Annotated in this window: 20 protein-coding genes; 11 read left to right on the top strand and 9 right to left on the bottom strand. The window is 62.6% G+C overall.

Annotation, left to right across the window (positions count from 1 at the left end):
* Positions 1 to 146 precede the first annotated feature (146 nt).
* The 3 genes from HX851_RS29355 to HX851_RS29345 all read left to right on the top strand — a co-directional run bounded on the left by HX851_RS29355 (position 147) and on the right by HX851_RS29345 (position 2,459).
* Positions 147 to 776, top strand: coding sequence for a LysE family translocator (locus HX851_RS29355; protein WP_177064978.1), 630 nt, complete (start codon positions 147 to 149; stop codon positions 774 to 776).
* Between the two features lie 176 nt (positions 777 to 952).
* Positions 953 to 2,056 (top strand): pyoverdine biosynthesis transaminase PtaA, encoded by a 1,104-nt coding sequence (gene ptaA, locus HX851_RS29350; protein ID WP_177064980.1) that lies wholly within the window; start codon positions 953 to 955, stop codon positions 2,054 to 2,056.
* 151 nt (positions 2,057 to 2,207) lie between these two features.
* Positions 2,208 to 2,459: a DUF1652 domain-containing protein gene (locus HX851_RS29345; protein WP_177055734.1), complete on the top strand. Its 252-nt coding sequence runs from the start codon at positions 2,208 to 2,210 to the stop codon at positions 2,457 to 2,459.
* Positions 2,460 to 2,480: 21 nt separating this feature from the next.
* Here the strand turns inward: HX851_RS29345 and HX851_RS29340 are convergent, their stop codons facing one another.
* The 3 genes from HX851_RS29340 to HX851_RS29330 form a co-directional block, all read right to left on the bottom strand.
* On the bottom strand, positions 2,481 to 3,050 hold the full coding sequence (locus HX851_RS29340) for a methylated-DNA--[protein]-cysteine S-methyltransferase (RefSeq protein WP_177055727.1): 570 nt from the start codon (positions 3,048 to 3,050) through the stop codon (positions 2,481 to 2,483).
* Positions 3,047 to 3,955 (bottom strand): bifunctional methylenetetrahydrofolate dehydrogenase/methenyltetrahydrofolate cyclohydrolase FolD, encoded by a 909-nt coding sequence (gene folD / locus HX851_RS29335; RefSeq protein WP_177055725.1) that lies wholly within the window; start codon positions 3,953 to 3,955, stop codon positions 3,047 to 3,049. Before folD ends, HX851_RS29340 begins: the two co-directional genes overlap by 4 nt.
* A gap of 481 nt (positions 3,956 to 4,436) precedes the next feature.
* Positions 4,437 to 5,507 carry a hypothetical protein gene (locus tag HX851_RS29330; protein ID WP_177064982.1) on the bottom strand — a complete coding sequence of 357 codons (1,071 nt, stop codon included), beginning with the start codon at positions 5,505 to 5,507 and terminating at the stop codon, positions 4,437 to 4,439.
* Between HX851_RS29330 and HX851_RS29325 the strand changes: the two genes are divergently transcribed.
* Positions 5,484 to 6,779, top strand: coding sequence for an AAA family ATPase (locus tag HX851_RS29325; RefSeq protein WP_256262766.1), 1,296 nt, complete (start codon positions 5,484 to 5,486; stop codon positions 6,777 to 6,779). The genes HX851_RS29330 and HX851_RS29325 overlap by 24 nt on opposite strands.
* Positions 6,780 to 6,782: 3 nt before the next feature.
* Complete coding sequence (locus HX851_RS29320; RefSeq protein WP_177064984.1) at positions 6,783 to 7,802, top strand: endonuclease; 1,020 nt, start codon at positions 6,783 to 6,785, stop codon at positions 7,800 to 7,802.
* Positions 7,803 to 7,821: 19 nt separating this feature from the next.
* Here the strand turns inward: HX851_RS29320 and HX851_RS29315 are convergent, their stop codons facing one another.
* Positions 7,822 to 8,472, bottom strand: coding sequence for an START domain-containing protein (locus HX851_RS29315; protein WP_177055721.1), 651 nt, complete (start codon positions 8,470 to 8,472; stop codon positions 7,822 to 7,824).
* A gap of 66 nt (positions 8,473 to 8,538) precedes the next feature.
* Positions 8,539 to 9,483, bottom strand: a complete 945-nt coding sequence (locus HX851_RS29310) for a LysR family transcriptional regulator (RefSeq protein WP_177055715.1) — start codon at positions 9,481 to 9,483, stop codon at positions 8,539 to 8,541.
* 110 nt (positions 9,484 to 9,593) lie between these two features.
* On the opposite strand from HX851_RS29310, the gene HX851_RS29305 reads away from it, so the two are divergent.
* Positions 9,594 to 10,577 (top strand): aldo/keto reductase, encoded by a 984-nt coding sequence (locus tag HX851_RS29305; RefSeq protein WP_177064986.1) that lies wholly within the window; start codon positions 9,594 to 9,596, stop codon positions 10,575 to 10,577.
* Positions 10,578 to 10,892: 315 nt separating this feature from the next.
* Here the strand turns inward: HX851_RS29305 and HX851_RS29300 are convergent, their stop codons facing one another.
* Positions 10,893 to 11,168, bottom strand: a complete 276-nt coding sequence (locus tag HX851_RS29300; protein WP_177055711.1) for a hypothetical protein — start codon at positions 11,166 to 11,168, stop codon at positions 10,893 to 10,895.
* Positions 11,169 to 11,436: 268 nt separating this feature from the next.
* Here HX851_RS29300 and HX851_RS29295 point away from each other — a divergent pair, with 268 nt between their 5' ends.
* Entirely contained in the window at positions 11,437 to 12,693 is a 1,257-nt protein-coding gene (locus HX851_RS29295) for a 3-phosphoshikimate 1-carboxyvinyltransferase (protein ID WP_177055709.1), read from the top strand.
* A gap of 13 nt (positions 12,694 to 12,706) precedes the next feature.
* Here the strand turns inward: HX851_RS29295 and HX851_RS29290 are convergent, their stop codons facing one another.
* Both HX851_RS29290 and HX851_RS29285 read right to left on the bottom strand, forming a co-directional pair.
* Entirely contained in the window at positions 12,707 to 13,357 is a 651-nt protein-coding gene (locus HX851_RS29290) for an HAD-IA family hydrolase (RefSeq protein ID WP_177064988.1), read from the bottom strand.
* A 166-nt stretch (positions 13,358 to 13,523) separates the two neighbouring features.
* Entirely contained in the window at positions 13,524 to 14,366 is an 843-nt protein-coding gene (locus tag HX851_RS29285; RefSeq protein WP_177064996.1) for an oxidoreductase, read from the bottom strand.
* 134 nt (positions 14,367 to 14,500) lie between these two features.
* Between HX851_RS29285 and HX851_RS29280 the strand changes: the two genes are divergently transcribed.
* Positions 14,501 to 15,451: a LysR family transcriptional regulator gene (locus HX851_RS29280; RefSeq protein ID WP_177064998.1), complete on the top strand. Its 951-nt coding sequence runs from the start codon at positions 14,501 to 14,503 to the stop codon at positions 15,449 to 15,451.
* A gap of 131 nt (positions 15,452 to 15,582) precedes the next feature.
* Positions 15,583 to 16,359, top strand: coding sequence for an alpha/beta hydrolase (locus HX851_RS29275; RefSeq protein WP_177055701.1), 777 nt, complete (start codon positions 15,583 to 15,585; stop codon positions 16,357 to 16,359).
* A 22-nt stretch (positions 16,360 to 16,381) separates the two neighbouring features.
* Here the strand turns inward: HX851_RS29275 and HX851_RS29270 are convergent, their stop codons facing one another.
* Positions 16,382 to 16,666: a hypothetical protein gene (locus HX851_RS29270; RefSeq protein WP_177055699.1), complete on the bottom strand. Its 285-nt coding sequence runs from the start codon at positions 16,664 to 16,666 to the stop codon at positions 16,382 to 16,384.
* A gap of 170 nt (positions 16,667 to 16,836) precedes the next feature.
* Between HX851_RS29270 and HX851_RS29265 the strand changes: the two genes are divergently transcribed.
* Both HX851_RS29265 and HX851_RS29260 read left to right on the top strand, forming a co-directional pair.
* Positions 16,837 to 17,040: a hypothetical protein gene (locus HX851_RS29265; protein WP_177055355.1), complete on the top strand. Its 204-nt coding sequence runs from the start codon at positions 16,837 to 16,839 to the stop codon at positions 17,038 to 17,040.
* 188 nt (positions 17,041 to 17,228) lie between these two features.
* Positions 17,229 to 17,528 carry a putative quinol monooxygenase gene (locus HX851_RS29260; RefSeq protein WP_177065000.1) on the top strand — a complete coding sequence of 100 codons (300 nt, stop codon included), beginning with the start codon at positions 17,229 to 17,231 and terminating at the stop codon, positions 17,526 to 17,528.
* Positions 17,529 to 17,734 lie beyond the last annotated feature (206 nt).

Raw genomic sequence — 17,734 nt, 5'->3', positions numbered from 1 at the left:
TGAAACGCTTCAGTGCTTGTCTTTGTTTTATCACGAAACAGCTTAGCCCCGTCCAGTGCAAACGACGGAGCACCGCACCAGCGGTTGATGCGCGTCGGGACAGGCCGCAGAATGGCGGCTGTTTTTTCATTTTCAAGGCACTCTCCATGACGCTGGCAACCCTGCTGCTGTTCCTGATCAGTTCGGCGGCGATCATTGCCATGCCCGGCCCCACGGTCTTGCTGGCCTTGCACAACGGTTCCAACCACGGTATCCGGGCCGCGGCCTGGGGCATGGGCGGGGCGGTGCTCGCCGATGCGCTGCTGGTGACGGCCGTGGCCTGCGGCCTGGGAATCCTGCTGCAGGCCAGCGAGACGCTGTTCCAGGCAGTGAAGTGGCTGGGCGCGGCTTACCTGGTCTGGCTCGGCTGGAAAATGCTGCGCTCGACCGGGTCCCTGGAAGAGTTGCCGGCAGCGCAAGGCTCAACGCGTTCCGTCGGGTTGTTCGTGCGCTGTTTCGTGGTGGCGCTGACCAATCCCAAGGCGTTGCTGTTCATGTCGGCGTTCCTGCCGCAGTTCATCGACAGCAGCCAGCCGCAACTGCCGCAATATGCGACGCTGACCGCGGTGCTGACCTTGCTCAATGTCAGCATCATGCTGTTCTACGCGCTGTGCGGTGCGCGGCTGCTGAGCCGCTTGCAGGGCGGGCACCTGCGGGTGTTCAACCGGGTGACCGGTGGTCTGCTGATGACCCTTGGCGGGGTATTGGCGTTTTATCGACGTGGCACGGCGTCCTGACGAGTGCTGTTCCCGAAGACCTGATCGCCGGTGCGCTTGTTGCTCGGTGTTCTGTAGGTTTTCTGGTACACGATTGTTGCTAAATCGTACTTTTTTCGCTTCGTTCCCCTTGATAACAGTTTTTCATGAATGGCTTGAAGGCCATCGAGTCCAACTGATCAAGGGAGCGCTTTTTCATGGTTGATATCACACGTCGTTCGATGGTGGGGTGGATGGCTGCATTGCCATTGCTGGGTGGGGCAGGCCAGGCATTTTCAGAGACGTCATCCGCCCGCCCGAAGGCTTCCAGTGAGGTCTGTCTCAATTTCAACGAGAGTCCCTGGGGCCCTTCGGAGACGGCACGTCGGGCGATGGAGCAGGGCATTGCCCTGTCCGGACGTTATCCCTACCCGTTTCAGTATCAGTTGGTGGCGCTGCTGGCGCGGCAACTGGGCGTTGCGGAGGAAAACATCGGCATTTATGCCGGTTCCAAGGTTGCCTTGCAGCAGGCGGTGCTGGCCTTTACCGGCCCACGCAGCCTGGTGATGGCGACGCCATCCTACGAGGCGCCGCGTCTGGCCGCCGAGGCTCATGGGGCAGTCGTGCATGAGGTTCCACTCGACGCCGGGCATGCCCACGATATTGACCGGATGCTCTCGGTGGACCCGCGGTCGGGGACGATCTATATCTGCAATCCGAACAATCCGACGGGGACGCTCACTCCCATGGCGAAGATCGAACGCGTCTTGAGGGACAAGCCGACGGACGCCCTGGTGGTGGTTGACGAGGCGTATATACATTACTGCGATGCGCCCAGTTGTGTCGCACTGGTCAAGGAACATCCGGACCTGCTGGTACTGCGCACGTTCTCCAAGATCTACGGCATGGCGGGCGCACGCCTGGGGTTTGCCGTCGGCCAGTCGGCACTGCTGGAAAAGCTGAATGTGCTCGGTGAGCAGAACGTGGCGGCGGCGTCATCGTTGATGGGGGCCATCGCCAGCCTGGAAGATCGTACGTTGTTGCCGGAACGCAAGCGCGCCAATGCGCGTATTCGTGATGCAAGCATGGCCTGGTTCCGGGAGCGGGGCTTCGCCTGCACGGCGGCCCAGGGCAATTTCTTCATGGTCAACCTGCGTCGCCCCGCCGATGTCGTCGCCCAGGGGCTGGCCCAACGAGGTGTGCGGGTCGGGCGAATCTGGGACGATTGGCCGAACTGGTTGCGCATCACCGTCGGCAACGACGACGAGATGCTGCGCCTGCGCAAGGCGTTCGCCGTGGTGGCGCTGCCGGCGAAACAGTGAATCCGGCCTGACGTTGTGACAGGGTTCACATTCCGTCAAGTTGGTGCAGGCAGGCCCCTGCCAAAAGCCTTCAGTGCCATGCAGGTTGCCGCGGCTGGTCTATCCTGAGTCGGCAAGAGCTGCCCCGGGCTCGATCCCAAGGACGACTGCGATGTTTCCAGTAGACAAACTGTGCCAGGCCATTGAGTCGGGTTTTCTGCCGTTGTCCTGCACGTGCACGGTCAACGGTGGCGGAGCCTTGATGATCAAGATCTTCGACCCGGTTTCCGGGCGCGTGGACCTGCAGCTCAATGGTGTCTCCACCAGCAGTTTCACCAGTGTCCGCTCGGTGGCCAATTTTATCGGTGAGCTGCGCACCGAGATGAAGGCCGGACGCAGGGCCTTTGCTGGTAGTGTCATCTAGACACAACTGGCGTCGATAGCGTCAGAACGGTAATTCCAGATTTGGATTCGGCGCCTTGTCACGGTGTTTTCCCGCCGTGCCCGGTGGATGCTTCCGGGCGTTCGCCCACTGACAACCTTCCAGTTCCAGCAACAGCGCCTTGGCTTCCAGCCCGCCGGCAAAGCCGGTCAGTTCGCCCGACGCGCCGATCACCCGGTGACAGGGCGCGATAATCGAGATCGGGTTCTTGCCATTGGCCGCACCGACTGCCCGCACGGCCTTGAGCGTGCTGCCGATCTGCAGGGCGATTTCGCTGTAGGTCCGGGTTTCGCCGAAGGGAATGGTCAACAGTGCCTGCCAGACTTTTCTCTGGAACTCGGTGCCGTTGAAGTCCAGTTCCAACTCGAAGTGGTGGCGGGTTCCGGCGAAGTACTCGGCCAGTTGCCGGGCGGTGCGCATCAGCACCGGTTTTTCCGGATCGAGGGTCATGTCTCCCAGGCGCACCCGATTCGGCTTGTCGTTTTCCCAGAGGATCGCGGCGAGCCGTTCGTCCCTGGCGACCAGCTTCAACTGGCCGACGGGCGAGGGCATGAGCAGGTAGCTGTAGTTCATGGCTGCGCCGGCGTCACGCCGAGAAGTCGCCGGGCACGTTGCAGTTGCGTGGCAATCACGGTGTTCTTCAGCAGATAGGCAATGGTCATCGGTCCGACACCGCCGGGTACCGGGGTAATCGCGCTGGCCACGGTACGTGCGCTGGCATAGTCGACATCGCCCACCAGGCGCGGGCCGGATGCGGTTTCAATGCGGTTGATGCCGACATCGATCACCACCGCGCCGGGCTTGAGCCAACTGGCATCGATCAGGTGTGGGCGACCGACGGCGGCGACCACGATATCCGCCAGGCGGCAGAGTGCCGGGGCATCGATGCTGCGCGAGTGGACCACGCTGACCGAGCAGTGGGCTTGCAGCAACAAGGTCGCCATCGGTTTGCCGACGATATTCGAACGACCGATGACCACCGCATGCAGGCCACCCAGGTCGCCGCAGGTTTCCTGCAACAGGCGCATGCAGCCGCTGGGCGTGCAGGGTGTCAGCACCTCGGCGCCCTGTACCAGCCCACCCACGTTTTCACGGTGAAAGCCGTCGACGTCCTTGACCGGGTCGATGGCGTGAATCACCGCCTGTTCCTCGATATGCGCCGGCAGCGGCAGTTGCACCAGGATGCCGTTCACCAGCGGATCGGCATTCAGTTCGCCGATCAGTGTCAGTACTTCGGCCTGCGTGGTGGTCGCCGGCAGACGGTATTCGAGCGAACGGATCCCGGCTTCTTCGGCCCGCAGCAGCTTGTTGCGCACATAGACATGACTGGCCGGATCGTCACCGACCAGCAGTACCGCCAGGGCCGGAACCACGGCCTGCAGCGCCAGGGCCGCGACATCCGCACGGACTTCTTCGAGCACCCGGGCGGCAATGGCCTTGCCATCGATATCGCGGGCGAGGGGAAGGGAACTGCTCATTGAATACGTCACCGTCATCTGGATAAACAGGAGATCGATCAGCGGCCTGAAGGCGCGCTCAAGCCGCTGGGGAGGGCCAGGAATATAACATCTGCGCTCCGGCGCCCAGTGTGACATAGCGCAGCAGGTCGGAGGCAATGCGGTGATTTCAAACCCGGTAGTACTTGTGGCGAGCGGGCTTGCCCGCGCTCGGCTGCGAAGCAGTCGTAAAAACGATCACCGCATTCTACCTGGCATATTGCGATTATCGTTTTCAGGGCCGCTTCGCATCCCAGCGCGGCGATGCGGCGTCCCGACAAGCCCGCTCGCCACAAGATCGTGCCTTTCTTCAAACTCCTTGGGTGAGCAGTATTGGCCGATCAGCGATAGTGTGGCTGATTCGAGCGCGAAGGAATCAGCGACGAAAAACGGCTCCACTTTTTGCGGCGGGCCCTATAAAGTCCGTGCTTTTTCGGGGAGGTCGTGCGGCGTTCCCGGATCGTCAGGGAGATGAGTCGTGCAGCGATTTGACCGCAGCTTTGTACCGGTGCCGGAAATTTTTCAAGGCCCGGATTTTGCCCCGGCGCGGCGTCAGCTCAGGGAGTTTTTTCTCTCCAACCCTGAAAGGCGCGCGCAGACCCGACTGCCCGACAGTTTCGACAACTTCAACGAAACCTCGATCCTGCTTGGCCTGCAACGGCTGTTTCACGGTAAATGTGCGTTTTGCGAGACTGCAGGGCGGACCGAACCGTATCAATTTCGTCCGCCGTCCAACGCCACGCCCAGCCAGAACCAGGTTTCTGCTCACCTGTATTACGCCTGGCTGCGTCATGCCTGGGAGAACATCTATCCGATTTGCGCGAGTTGTATGCCTGAGCGCCCGGATTTTTTCCCGGTCAAGGGCAGGCGTGCGTCGTTGCCCAACGAGCAGCAGTTGCGTCGCTACGAAAAGGAGAGCCTTGGACTTTGGCGCGACTATCCGCCCAAGGAACATAACCTGCTGCTCGACCCCTGTGTCGACAATAATTTCGCCAAACACTTCGATGTCGACCTTGCCACAGGCGCGCTGGTCGGAAGCAGTGATCGCGGGCAATTTACCCTTCAGCACTTCAAACTCAATCGGGAAGAGCTGTGTGCGCCAAGAGGGACGCAACTTCATCGCTACATGAGAACGCTGATCGACAGCACCTTTGAGCAACTCATGAAGGATGATTCGCTGGCTCATCCCGGGTATCTGGATATTTTCGACTTTTCCGGATTGGAGTTTGGCGGCATCTGGTACTTGCTGTGCTGCCGACTCGTTTCGGTCCTGACGTTTTCGGGGGAAAAGCGTCTCCCTGTGACGCGGCTCAAGATCGCCGAAAGCTTCATGGTTCTGGCCCGTGACAAGCATTTCAATCAACGTCTTACCCGGCTGCGTGCCTGGTATACCGATGCAAGCCTCAATAGTGTCAGGTCCGATCTCGAGTTCTTTACGGGTACCTCGGAGCGCTTCCCCTCGCTGCTTTCGATCCAGCTCAATCATTTCAAGGGCATTGAGCAGCTCAGCTTGAACCTGCCGGTTTCCGAGCATTCACAGGGCCTCTCCGGTAGTGCACAACCTTTGCAGCCGGCATTGCTGATTCTCGGCGAGAACGCTGCCGGGAAAAGTTCGCTGCTGGAAGCCACCGCCTTGGCGTTGTGTACGGACAAAGCCAGGGCGGAGTTGCAACTGGATATCAGTGCGCTGCCGCTGAATCCTGAACTGATGGGGGCCACGTCGTTGCCGCAAGCGGCCTCGGCCAGCGTGACCCTCACTTTCGAGCAGGGGGTGCGCAGGACGCTGACCATTGCCGATGGCGCTTATTCCGCCGAACGTCCGAACCGACTTCCTCCCGTCTTCGCCTACGGCGCCTTTCGCCAATACCAGAAAGGCGTGCGGCGCTTCAGCGCGGCCAAGTCGATCATCAACCTGTTCCAGTCGGACGTGTTGCTGTCCAACCCCGAGAAGTGGTTGCTGAGCCTCAAGGAACCTGATTTCCAGATGGTGGTACGGGCCTTGCGGGACGTGCTGTCGATCGAGGGTGAGTTCGACGTGATGGTGCGCGACCAGGCACGCAAGCGCTGCCTGATCGTGACCACGACCGCGGGCTGCCAGGTGCGCCACGAAACACCGCTGAGCCTGGCGTCCTCGGGTTATCGTTCGATCCTGGCGATGGTCTGCGACATCATGCAGGGCCTGATGAACCGGCAGGTCAATCCGTTCTTCGACACCCTGGCCACGGCCCAGGCCATCGTGCTGATCGATGAGGTCGAGGCGCATCTGCATCCGCGCTGGAAGATCCAGATCATGCGCGCACTGCGCAGCGCGCTGCCCAAGGTCACCTTTATCGCCACCACCCATGACCCGCTGTGCCTGCGCGGCATGCAGGCCCATGAGGTGATCGTCATGCACCGGGTCGCCCGCGATTGCGATCCGCAAACCCAGTTGCCGGTGATGGTCGAACAACTGGTCGAACTGCCCGATGTCAGCCAACTGACTATTGAGCAGTTGCTGACCTCGGACTTCTTCAGCCTGACCTCCACCGACCAGCCGGGCACCGAGCGCGAACTGGCGCGGTTTGCCGATATCCTCGCCGCGCGTGACCGGAATGAACCGCTGACCGAGACGCAGCTCAAGGCCTGGGAACGCTTCGAGCGGGATATCAGCGATGCCTTGCCGGTGGGGTCGACCGAAGTGCAGCGGCTGGTGCAGGAGGCGGTGGTGGAGTACCTGAAGAACCGCCGACAGGCGTCCAGCGCCAAACTGGGTGAACTGCGCAGCGCCTCCAGGCAACGTATCCTGGATATTCTGGAGTCGCTCTGAATCATGCGTGCCGTTATCCGCAAGACCGCCAAGCTACCCGATGCCCTGTCCGGAAACGAGTCGGCTGCTGCCAAAGAACTGGGCAAGTTGCAAGCCTACTTCCGCGCCCCGACGGGCAGTCCGCCGGCGTTTGCGGTGTACAAGTCCGACAGTGTGAAAAAGCAGCTCGATGAGCTGTTCCATGGCAAGTGCGCCTACTGCGAAAGCTTCTATGCCTCCACGGCGCCGGTGGATATCGAGCATTACCGGCCCAAGGGCGCGGTGTCCGAGGAGAGCGGTCATCCGGGTTATTGGTGGCTGGCCATGGACTGGGACAACTTGCTGCCCAGTTGCATCGACTGCAACCGCAAGCGCAAGCAGGTCACGCCCAAACTGTCGGCCAGGCTGCAGACCCTGCTGGATGACCGCCAGGGCTTCAGCGACGCGAGTGTGGTGCTGACGGGCAAGAAGGACAGCTTTCCGATCCTCGGCCAGAGGGCGATGGTCGAAGGCGCCGATCTGGTCGCCGAGTACCCGCTGCTGCTTGATCCTTGTCGGGACAACCCGGACGAGCACCTCAGGTTTCATATCGACCGGGAGAACCTGATCGGCCTGGTCTTGCCCCGGCAGCACCCGGGCCGCGACTTGCCGCCGCTCACCGGCACAGCCATCGACGGCCTGGTTCGCGAAGCGCGGGATACGGGATTGAGTCTCAAGGGCACGGTGTCGATCCATGTCTATGGCCTGAATCGGCTCGGCCTGGTGCAGGAGCGTACGCGCTTGTTGCGGCAACTGGAGTTCCTGGAGATGCTGGCGCTGGAAATGGGCCTGATGGCCCAGGAACTCCATCCTGATCCGGATGTGCCGGTCATCGATCCGCAGGACCAGGCCCGCCGGGATCGCGATGAGCGCATCGCCAAGCGCCTGCGTTTCCTGCAGGACCAGATACTCAGCGAGATGAAGGCCATGGCGCGGCCCGACGCGCCTTACTCGGCCATGGTCCGGGCGTGGATCGAGGGTTTCAAGCAGCGCCTGGGTAGTTGATCCACTCGTTCACCGACGGTCAGGGCGCGGTGGTTGCGGCATCCGTCGGTGCCGGGCGGATCCCTTGTCGTTCAGCCACCGCCCGCAAGGTCTTGAGGCTGACCATCGGTGCATCGACGACAAACTGGTTGGCCAGCCAGGACGGAATGTCCCCCGCCGGCTCTGCCTGCAATTGATAGATCACACGGGTCTCGCTGTCGCTCCTGGGCTGCATCTTCCACACACCGCTCAACTGGCGCACGCGGATCAGCCCCGGTACCACGGGGGTATAGTCGGGCGCCGCGTCGAGGTGGCGGACCAGGCTGCCGTCGTCGTTTCGCTCGGTGTGTACATGCAGGACCATGTCCCGGGGGCTGGCCGGCCAGGGCAGGTCGGTGGTCAGGTAGACCCAGGTATCGTCGCCGTCATTTTTCAGCAGGCGCATATCGGCGCAGGCATACAGCCACTTGCAGGCGACCCGGAGGTTTTCCTGCAGATCGCTGAGGGTGGAGACATCGGCCTTGATATCGACTTCGCCACGAAAGCTCTGGTAGTGCGAGCCGGGCACTTTGCTGAGGAAGACCTGGATGCCGTCTTCCTCATGGGCCAGTTTCCAGTCGTCGGCCAACACCACGGTGGCCGTGCTCAGGCAGGCCGCTGTCAGGGCGATCACAGATAACAAGCGCTTCATTCGAGTCTCCAGGGCCGCACGGTGGAATATCCGCGCCTACCGAGAGATAACACGCTAGCACGGGGATTATTCGATAGCTCTTGAAAGTGCCGGCTCGATCAACTGTGAGCCCAGGTGCTGCAGGCGAATCATGTCCATCAACTGGCGCAGCCCCGGCTGCGACTGGCGCTGGCTGGAGTAGTACATGTACAGCGGCACACCAATGCACGACCAGTCCGGCATCACTTCGCGCAAGCGGCCATCGTGCAGTTCCTCGCTGACCCGTCGTTCCAGGCAGTAGGCGATGCCGATACCGGCGAGGGCGGCATCGATCGACGCCTGGGTGTCGGACGCGCTGAGCATGCCGGGCACTTCGAGGCGGATCTGGCGCTCGCCGTTGCCCAGTTCCCATTTATAGGCGGTGTTGTTGCCCAGGCGCATCTTGATGCACGAATGCCGCAGCAGCTCTTCCGGCGTCTCGGGGGGCGGGCAGCGGGCCAGGTAGGCGGGGGAGGCGACCATCACCCAGCGCAGTTCGCCGGTCAGCGGCACTGCGATCATGTCCTGTGGCACCGTCGCCCCGTAGCGGATACCGGCGTCATAACCTTCGGCGACGATATCCACCAGGCGGTCCTCGACCATCAGGTCCAGGTGCAACTGCGGGTAGGCCGCCATGAACGGCGCGAGCACCGGGCTGATCAGCAGCTTGGCCGCATCGCGCGGGACGTTGAGGCGCAGGCGGCCGATCGGAGCATGGCGATACAGGTCCAGTTCGTCGAGAGCGCCCTGGATGGTCTCGAAGCCCTGCGCGAGCTTCTGTGCCAGCAGGCCACCGGCGTCGGTCGGTTCCACCGAGCGACTGTTGCGGTTGAGCAGCTTGACCCCCAGGCGGGTTTCCAGATTGCGCATGGTGTGGCTCAGCGCCGAGGTGGTGACTCCCAGCTCATGGGCAGCCTGGCGAAAACTGCGGCGACGGATGATCGCCATGAAAACGTTCAGGTCCGCCAGTTCGGAGCGGTTGAATCCGGCCATATCGAGGGTTTCCAGAGTCGGTCGGGTTAACGGGGTGTTGAGCCCCATTCAACCATGGATGATCTAGAGTAACTGACCTTTCTTCCCCTCGACTCTGACAGAGGTTCTTCATGAGTATCGAACACATCAGCATTGCCGGCATCGACAAGCCGGTTTCGCGCATCGCCCTGGGCACCTGGTCCATGGGCGGCTGGATGTGGGGTGGCGCCGACGACGCCGTGTCCATCCAGACCATTCGCCATGCCCTCGACAGTGGCATCAACCTGATCGACACCGCGCCGGTCTATGGCAAGGGGCATTCCGAGGTGCTGATCGGCAAGGCGCTGGCGGGTGTGCGGCACCAGGCCGTGATCGCTACCAAGGCCGGCTTGCAGTGGGACGACGGATCGGTACGGCGCAACGCCACGGCCCAGCGGATTCGCCATGAAGTCGAAGACTCCCTGCGTCGCCTGGAAACCGACTATATCGACCTGTACCAGATCCACTGGCCCGATCCGCTGGTAGAACAGCAGGAGACGGCGTTGGAGTTGGAGAAACTCCGCCAGGAAGGCAAGATCCTGGCGGTGGGCGTGAGCAACTATTCGCCGGCGCAGATGGACGAGTTCCGTGAGTACAGCGCATTGGCGACGGTGCAACCGCCCTATAACCTGTTCGAGCGGGCGATCGACAGCGATATCCTGCCGTATGCCAGGCAGCATGAAATGGTGGTGCTGGCCTATGGTTCGCTGTGCCGGGGGCTGTTGACGGGCTCGATGAGTCCATCGACGGCGTTTGGCAGTGACGATATCCGTGGCGCCGATCCGAAATTCCGTGCGCCGCGCTTCGAACAGTACCTGGCCGCCGTGGCGGCGCTGGACCTGTTCGCGCGTGAGCGGCACGACAAATCGGTGCTGGCCCTGGCCTTGCGCTGGGTACTCGACCAGGGGCCGATCATCGCCTTGTGGGGGGCCCGCAAGCCGGAGCAGTTGCAGGGCTTTGAAGAGGCGTTCGGCTGGAGCCTGTCGGCCGATGACCTGAAGCAGATCGACCAGATCCTGCTCAACACCATCAAGGACCCGGTAGGTCCCGAGTTCATGGCTCCGGGTACTCGCTGACAACGTTTTGCGTCGCCGCTGCTGGCCCTTTCGCGGGCAAGCCCACTCCCACAGGTTTTGTGCCTTGCGCAATTACTGTAGGAGCGGGCTTGCCCGCGAAGAGGGCCGCGAATTCACTGAGAATCTTGCTGACAAGCCCGGCCAATCAGGCTACCGAGTAGCCCCCATCGGCCAGCAGCGCATGGTCGGATATATAGCTGGAGTCCTCGGATGCCGGGCAAGCTGCGGGCCTTTATCGACTTCATCCAGGCGACGAACCGGGCGGCCTGAAGATTTGCCGGCAACGACCAGGCGCCATAGGGGCTTGCAGGCGGTTTATCGGCAACTGGCCGCTGTCACTTTGCAGGTGGCCGATGCGCCGCCTGATTCAGCCGCGTAGCGTCGGCAGTTGCTCAGGGCTTTTACGCTGGCCGTCCCTATGCTCGGCCCCCAGGCGAGTCCGCCGACGCCGCTCGTCGGTACGGCCTTGGCATAGCACGGATCCCCGGCGATCGGGGTTTGTGGGCGCTTGCCGGAGCAGCCGGAGATCATCGAAAAAACGAGGGTCAGCATGAGCAGGGGCAGGATGCTTCGTGGGACGTGTTCGGTCATGGCAGGGTCGATGTCGAAGAATAGATCCCGTCCATTGTCTCCCCTTATTGGCGAATCGCAAGGCCTGCTTGGGCAATTGAGCCATGGCCATGGCATTGCCTGGCACGGGGCCGCGTGACGGGGCTGTATGACAGGGCTATATGACAGGGCTATATGACGGGTTACACGACGGAAACGGATGATCCACGGTGTGCATTGATGGCATCATGGTGGACTGTCGAGGCGCACGAGCCTGTGCGCTTATCTTTCGAGTCTGGAGAGTTGATTAATGGCTGTGCAGCAAACCGTCACCGTGATCCCGCCGAACGCATCCCTGAACGGAAAGGTGACGCCGCCCGGCTCCAAGTCGATCACCAACCGGGCTCTGCTGCTGGCGGCCCTGGCCAAGGGCACCAGCCGCCTGTCCGGTGCGCTGAAAAGCGATGACACGCGACACATGTCCAATGCCCTGCGGCAGATGGGTGTGACCATCAGCGAGCCGGACGATACGACTTTCGTGGTCACCGGCAGCGGCCAGTTGCAAGTGCCGGAGCAGCCCCTGTTCCTCGGCAACGCCGGCACCGCGGTGCGCTTCCTGACCGCCGCGGTAAGCACGGTCAACGGCACGGTGGTGCTGGATGGCGACCATTATATGCAGAAGCGCCCGATCGGCCCGTTGCTCGATGCCCTGCGTCGCGGCGGCCTGGATGTCGAGAGCGCCACCGGTTGCCCGCCGGTGACCGTGCGCGGCAGCGGCCGGGTCCAGGCGCGCCGGTTCGAGATCGACGGTGGTCTGTCGAGCCAGTATGTCTCGGCATTGCTGATGCTGGCGGCCTGTGGCCAGGAGCCGGTGGAAGTCGCACTGACCGGCAAGGACATCGGCGCTCGCGGCTATGTCGACCTGACCATCGCCTGCATGCGCGCCTTCGGGGCCCAGGTGGAAGTCCTCGACGAGACCCTGTGGCGTGTCGCGGCCACCGGCTACACGGCCTGTGATTATCAGGTCGAGCCGGACGCTTCGGCGGCCACTTACCTGTGGGCGGCCGAGGCGTTGACGCAAGGGCGTATCGACCTGGGCGTGGCGGGCGAGGACTTCACCCAGCCGGACGCCAAGGCCCTGGAAGTGATCCAGCAGTTCCCGAACATGCCGGCGGTGATCAACGGTTCGCAGATGCAGGACGCGATTCCGACCCTGGCGGTGCTGGCGGCGTTCAACCGTACGCCGGTCCGTTTTGTCGAACTGGCGAACCTGCGGGTCAAGGAATGCGATCGGGTCCAGGCGCTGTTCGACGGCCTGAACGAAATCCGTTCCGGGCTGGCGGCGGTGGAAGGCGACGATTTGCTGGTGGCTTCCGATCCGGCGCTGGCGGGCACGGCTTGCAACGCGCTGATCGATACCCACTCCGATCATCGCATCGCCATGTGCTTTGCCCTGGCGGGCCTGAAGGTCGCCGGTATCCGTATCCAGGACCCGGACTGCGTCGCCAAGACCTATCCGGATTACTGGAAGGCCCTGGCGTCGCTGGGTGTACAGTACGCTTCGTAACGCAGGCGGCTGATCAGGCCTGGCGCAGCGCCAGGCCCTGGTCGTTGCTGTCCACCGTCACCCGGCGATAATCCTCCAGCGTCGGATGCGGGGTTTGCAGCGGGTGACCGTGGGTGGCACTGATGACCACTACCGGAATCCCGGCGGCTTCCGCGGCGCCGATACCGGCCGGCGCATCTTCGAAAATCAGGCATTGCGCGGGCGCCACGCCCAGTCGTTGCGCGGCCAGCAGGTAGCCGTCCGGCGCCGGTTTGCCACGGGTCACGTCTTCGGCACTGATCACCAGGTCGGGCAGGGCGATGCCGGCGGCAGCCATGCGACTCTCGGCCAGGGCGCGCGGCGCCGAGGTCACCACGGCCCAGCGCTGCGGGGGCAGGGCGTTGAGAAAGGCCAGGGCGCCGTCGATGGCGACCACACCTTCGACATCGTCGATCTCGGCCTGGGAGATGGCGGCGGCTTCGCGCTCGGCGTCGACGCCGGGCAGATTCTGGCGGCGCACGGTGTCGATGCTGCGCACGCCATGGATGGTCTTCAGAAAGGCTTCGACATCCAGGCCATGACGCCGTGCCCAGTGGCTCCAGACACGCTCGGCGGCGGCGATCGAGTTGAGCAATGTCCCGTCCATATCGAACAGAAACGCCGAGAAGCGCTGACCTTCAAACATGCCGTGTCCCCTCCGGGTAAAGAGGCCATGCTAGCACGGGAGACGGATGATCGTTCCCACGGTCCCCGTGGGAATGTCTCTCCGGACGCTCTGCGTCCGCTGTTGTCACGCGGAGCGTCACGGGCTGCATTCCCACGCAGGACGTGGAAACGATCACGGATGGATATCAGTCGAAGTTGGTGCTCAGCGAGAGCGCTTCCCACTGCTTGATTTCCGCCAGATGACCTTCCAGTTTGGCACTGACGAACTGCACCGCGTCATGCCCGAGCAGCAGATGCACCGGCGGCTCGTCGGCCTCGACCACCGCCATCATCGCCAGCGCCGCCTTGGCCGGGTCGCCGACCTGGTTACCGCTGCGTTGCTGGCGGGTTTCGCGCTGGGCATCGAAGGAGGCATCGTAGTCGGCGATGCTGCGCTCGGCACGAACCATCGAGCGACCGGCCCAGTCGGTGCGGAAAGCCCCGGGCTCGATGGCGGTGACAAACACGCCGAACGGCCTGACTTCCTTGCCCAGTGCTTCGGAGATACCTTCCAGGGCGAACTTGCTGCCGTGGTAGTAGCCCAGGCCGGGGAAGGTAGTGATGCCGCCCATGGAGGTGACGTTGAGGATGTGCCCACGGCGCCGCTCGCGCATGAACGGCAATACCGCCTTGATCACTGCCACCGCGCCGAATACGTTGACTTCGAATTGCTGGCGCAGGTCTTCCAGCGGTGACTCCTCGATCGGGCCTTCATGGCCATAACCGGCATTGTTCACCAGCACGTCGATCGCACCGATCCTTGCTTCGATGTCCGTCACCACCGCCGGCACGGCGGCATTGTCGGTAACGTCCAGCAAGCACCCGAACGACAGGCCCGGCTGGCTGTTTTCAAAGGCCTGGCGTGCCGCTTCGTTGCGCAGGGTGCCTACCACCCGGTGACCGGCGGTGAGCAGCGCTTCGGCCAGGGCCTTGCCGAAACCCGAGCTGACGCCCGTGATGAACCAGGTTTTTTGCGTGAATTGAGTCATGGTGAATCCTCCAGGGGACAGGCCTTCAGTTCAACGCATTCGAACTTTTCAGACAATCCACTCAATGCTGGCAAGGCTATTAAGTCGGGGTTCATAATAAGCGCCGATGTCGACTATTCAGTGAGGAAGGTGCCATGCGTCAGGATCAACTCGATGGACTGGTGACCTTTGTCCATGTGGCCGAACTCTCCAGTTTCACGGCAGCGGCGACGCGACTGGGCGTCAGTCCGTCAGCGGTCAGCCAGGTGATTCGCAACCTGGAACAACGACTGGGGATCGCCCTGTTCAATCGCACCACCCGCAGCGTGGCGCTGAGCGAGGCGGGCGTGCGCTTCCTGGAGCGGGTCATGCCGGCGGTCAGGGAACTCAGTGCTGCCGCCGAGGAGCTGGGTGACAGCAGCGGCCAGCCGTCGGGCCTGCTGCGCCTGAACGTGCCACGAGCGGCCTACCTGACGGTATTGCAGCCAATCCTCAAAGGCTTTCTCGATGCCTATCCGGAGATCGACCTGGAGATCAGCCTGGAAAACTCCCTGGTGGATATCGTGCGCCAGGGTTATGACTGCGGTATCCGTTTCGGCGGGCATGTCGAGCAGGACATGGTGGCGGTCAGGATCGGCCCGCCGCTGGCCGTGCATGTGGTGGCTTCGCCGGTCTATCTGGAGCGGTACGGTGTTCCCCTGCACCCGCAGGAGCTGGTCGGGCACCAGTGTTTCGGTTTTCGCCCGTCCAGCAGTGGTGTGGTCGAGCGCTGGGCCTTCGGCAAGGACGGCGAAAATCTGCAGATCGCGGTCAACGGCCGACTGATCGTCAATGACTCCGGCGTGCTGGTGCAGTCGGCTCTGGACGGCCAGGGCATCGCCTACATGGTCAACGGTTATATCGAGCCGTTTCTTGCCGACGGCCGCCTGGTCCGGCTGCTGGCGGACTGGAGTCCGGACTTGCCCAGCTACACCCTGTACTACCCGGACCGCCGCCAGGGTACGCGCAAGCTGCGGGCGCTGATCGATTACCTGAAGGCGGTGGACTGGACGCAGATCCAGGGTTTCAGTGCTTTGCTGCGGACCGATGAGAACCCGGCAGGCTGAATCCGGATTATTTTTCGGGGGCCATTGGAATAAACCCGGCGCTCGTTCGTCGGACTCGGGCAAACCACTTTGACACAGCAGGAACGTCGATCCGGCGCCCTGAAACCCGATCCCCTTGCGAGATGAGCCCGATGAAACTTTCCAAAGCCCGTTCCCTGTTTGCTGCCGCTTCCCTGGCTTTCCTGGCGGCCGGTACCGCCAGCGCCGCTCCGGCCGCGCCGATCCACAATATCGTGCTGGTGCATGGGGCCTTTGTCACCGGCGCCGGCTGGAAACCGGTCTACGACATCCTGGTCAAGGACGGCTACCACGTGTCGATAGCCCAGCATCCGCTGACCGGTTTCAATGAGGACGTGACCGCGGTCAAGCGGATCCTGGCGATGCAGGACGGCCCGACCATCCTGGTCGGCCACAGTTATGGCGGCGCGGTGATTTCCGATGCCGGTACCGATGAGCATGTGGCGGGCCTGGTCTATATCGCCGCCCATGCCCTGGATATCGGTGAGACCGAGGCTGCCAACGGCAAGCTCTACCCGAATGCCACCAAGGCCGTGAAGAAGACCGCGGACGGTTTCCTCTACCTTGATCCGGCGTTCTACCCGGCCGACTTCGCGGCTGACCTGCCCAAGGCCCAGGCCGAATTCGAAGCCAATGCCCAGGCCCTGACCTCGGCCTCGGTGTTCACCACCGCCGCCACTTCGGCTGCCTGGAAAACCAAGCCAAGCTGGTATGCGGTAGCCAAGTCGGACCGGATGATCAACCCGGACCTGGAGCGCATGTACGCCAAGCGCGCCAATAGCCACACCATCGAAATCGCCGGTGCCAGCCATGCGGTCTACGAGTCGCACCCGAAAGAAGTGGCTGCACTGATCGAGCAGGCGGCCAAGCACGCCCTGGACGCCAAGTAAGTCGTCGGGGTTGCCGGGCGGGCTAGACGAAAGCCTGTCCGGTAAACCCGCGAGGCAGGCGCTGACGACCGGGCAGTGCGGTCAGCCGTTGGACCCAGGTCGCCCGCCAGTCATTGGCGGTGTGAAGGGCCTTGGCCTTGCGTGCGGCCCGGCGCGTGGCATTGCGCTGATCCTTGCGGGTGGCCTTGAAGGCTTCGGTATTGCGGCAGCTGCGGCATTTGACGCGGGCCAGTTCGGTACTGGAAAGCAGATTGTCGCCGTGGCGACCGCAGGCCAGATGTCCCTCGGTCTTGAAGTGGGTAATCATGGATATTCTCCTAGAGGCTATCAGGCGCCCCTGTAAACGGTGGACGTCCGGCCACTGCCGATCGTTCAATCCATTTTCCCGCCCTTCGCTCTGGCGGCAGGTTGTTGGTGTTTTGCCTACACTGAGTATTCAACGCCCGGACGGTCCGGGCATCCTGATGCGAGGTGCGTATGGATACCCAGCCTGCTTCCCTGGTCGAGCCGTTTTCGCGGCGGCCCTTCAGTGCCATGCCCTGGCGCGAAGTGCCCGTGCCGCAGGAGGACGAACTCACCGAGGACGACACTCCCGATGAACCCCCGCCGCAAACCTGGAAGCATCCCGACGATGGCAAGGAGATGCCGGAGCGCGACCGGGAAACACCGCTGAAACCCTGAATTCGCCGGGGCCTGCCGCTGCCCATCCATGCGATGGGCAGCGCTTTTCCGGGGGGCTGCCTGCCCCGACCTGATCCGTGCGCAGTAGCGATCCAGAGCCTTTCGCCCTTGCTGACCGACGGCAGAGGGATCATGATCGCGGTCCCGATAGCCTTCGCCGTTCAAGGCCACTTTCAGGTAGAAAACCGATGAATCATGAAATTCGTGTCGTTGCCATTCTTCAAGCCCAGCCGGGCAAAGCCGCCGAGTTGGAAGCCGCGCTGAAGGCCGTCGTGGTGCCCTCGCGCGCCGAACCCGGTTGCCGTGAATACACCCTGCATGTCGACCAGGACAATGCCGAGCGTTTCGTTTTCGTCGAGCGCTGGATCGATATGGCCGCGATCAAACACCACCGCGATACCAAGCACTACAAGGCGCTGGGTGCTGCAGTGGCCGACCTGGTACTGAGCCGGCAAGTCCTGCTGCTGGATGAGGTCCCCGGGCAGTAATTCGAGCTGTGTCAGGGCAGGGGGCTTTCAGTGCCCTTGATGGCCTCTTCGCTGGCAAGCCAGCTCCCACAGTGATCGCGTTTGGCACGTAGCTTGTGAGTGGACTCCACAGTGATCGCGTTTGGCGCGTAGCTTGTGAGTGGACTCCACAGTGATCGCGTTTGGCACGTAGCTTGTGAGTGGACTCCACAGTGATCGCGTTTGGC

The sequence above is a fragment of the Pseudomonas gingeri genome, from assembly GCF_013385635.1.
Taxonomy (GTDB): Bacteria; Pseudomonadota; Gammaproteobacteria; order Pseudomonadales; family Pseudomonadaceae; genus Aquipseudomonas; species Aquipseudomonas gingeri_A.
Note: the sequence above shows the minus strand (reverse complement) of the source record. Positions and strands in the feature narration are given on the sequence as shown.

Excerpts from the sequence above, each read along its gene's own strand:
- HX851_RS29340 (WP_177055727.1), bottom strand. The coding sequence starts at position 3,050 with ATGAACTACAGCTACCTGCTCATGCCCTCGCCCGTCGGCCAGTTGAAG.
- HX851_RS29310 (WP_177055715.1), bottom strand. The coding sequence starts at position 9,483 with ATGGCCGGATTCAACCGCTCCGAACTGGCGGACCTGAACGTTTTCATG.
- HX851_RS29355 (WP_177064978.1), top strand. The coding sequence starts at position 147 with ATGACGCTGGCAACCCTGCTGCTGTTCCTGATCAGTTCGGCGGCGATC.
- HX851_RS29260 (WP_177065000.1), top strand. The coding sequence starts at position 17,229 with ATGAATCATGAAATTCGTGTCGTTGCCATTCTTCAAGCCCAGCCGGGC.
- HX851_RS29280 (WP_177064998.1), top strand. The coding sequence starts at position 14,501 with ATGCGTCAGGATCAACTCGATGGACTGGTGACCTTTGTCCATGTGGCC.
- HX851_RS29265 (WP_177055355.1), top strand. The coding sequence starts at position 16,837 with ATGGATACCCAGCCTGCTTCCCTGGTCGAGCCGTTTTCGCGGCGGCCC.
- ptaA (WP_177064980.1), top strand. The coding sequence starts at position 953 with ATGGTTGATATCACACGTCGTTCGATGGTGGGGTGGATGGCTGCATTG.
- HX851_RS29300 (WP_177055711.1), bottom strand. The coding sequence starts at position 11,168 with ATGACCGAACACGTCCCACGAAGCATCCTGCCCCTGCTCATGCTGACC.
- HX851_RS29295 (WP_177055709.1), top strand. The coding sequence starts at position 11,437 with ATGGCTGTGCAGCAAACCGTCACCGTGATCCCGCCGAACGCATCCCTG.
- folD (WP_177055725.1), bottom strand. The coding sequence starts at position 3,955 with ATGAGCAGTTCCCTTCCCCTCGCCCGCGATATCGATGGCAAGGCCATT.
- HX851_RS29275 (WP_177055701.1), top strand. The coding sequence starts at position 15,583 with ATGAAACTTTCCAAAGCCCGTTCCCTGTTTGCTGCCGCTTCCCTGGCT.
- HX851_RS29290 (WP_177064988.1), bottom strand. The coding sequence starts at position 13,357 with ATGTTTGAAGGTCAGCGCTTCTCGGCGTTTCTGTTCGATATGGACGGG.
- HX851_RS29345 (WP_177055734.1), top strand. The coding sequence starts at position 2,208 with ATGTTTCCAGTAGACAAACTGTGCCAGGCCATTGAGTCGGGTTTTCTG.
- HX851_RS29330 (WP_177064982.1), bottom strand. The coding sequence starts at position 5,507 with ATGCTCGGAAACCGGCAGGTTCAAGCTGAGCTGCTCAATGCCCTTGAA.
- HX851_RS29270 (WP_177055699.1), bottom strand. The coding sequence starts at position 16,666 with ATGATTACCCACTTCAAGACCGAGGGACATCTGGCCTGCGGTCGCCAC.
- HX851_RS29320 (WP_177064984.1), top strand. The coding sequence starts at position 6,783 with ATGCGTGCCGTTATCCGCAAGACCGCCAAGCTACCCGATGCCCTGTCC.
- HX851_RS29305 (WP_177064986.1), top strand. The coding sequence starts at position 9,594 with ATGAGTATCGAACACATCAGCATTGCCGGCATCGACAAGCCGGTTTCG.
- HX851_RS29315 (WP_177055721.1), bottom strand. The coding sequence starts at position 8,472 with ATGAAGCGCTTGTTATCTGTGATCGCCCTGACAGCGGCCTGCCTGAGC.
- HX851_RS29285 (WP_177064996.1), bottom strand. The coding sequence starts at position 14,366 with ATGACTCAATTCACGCAAAAAACCTGGTTCATCACGGGCGTCAGCTCG.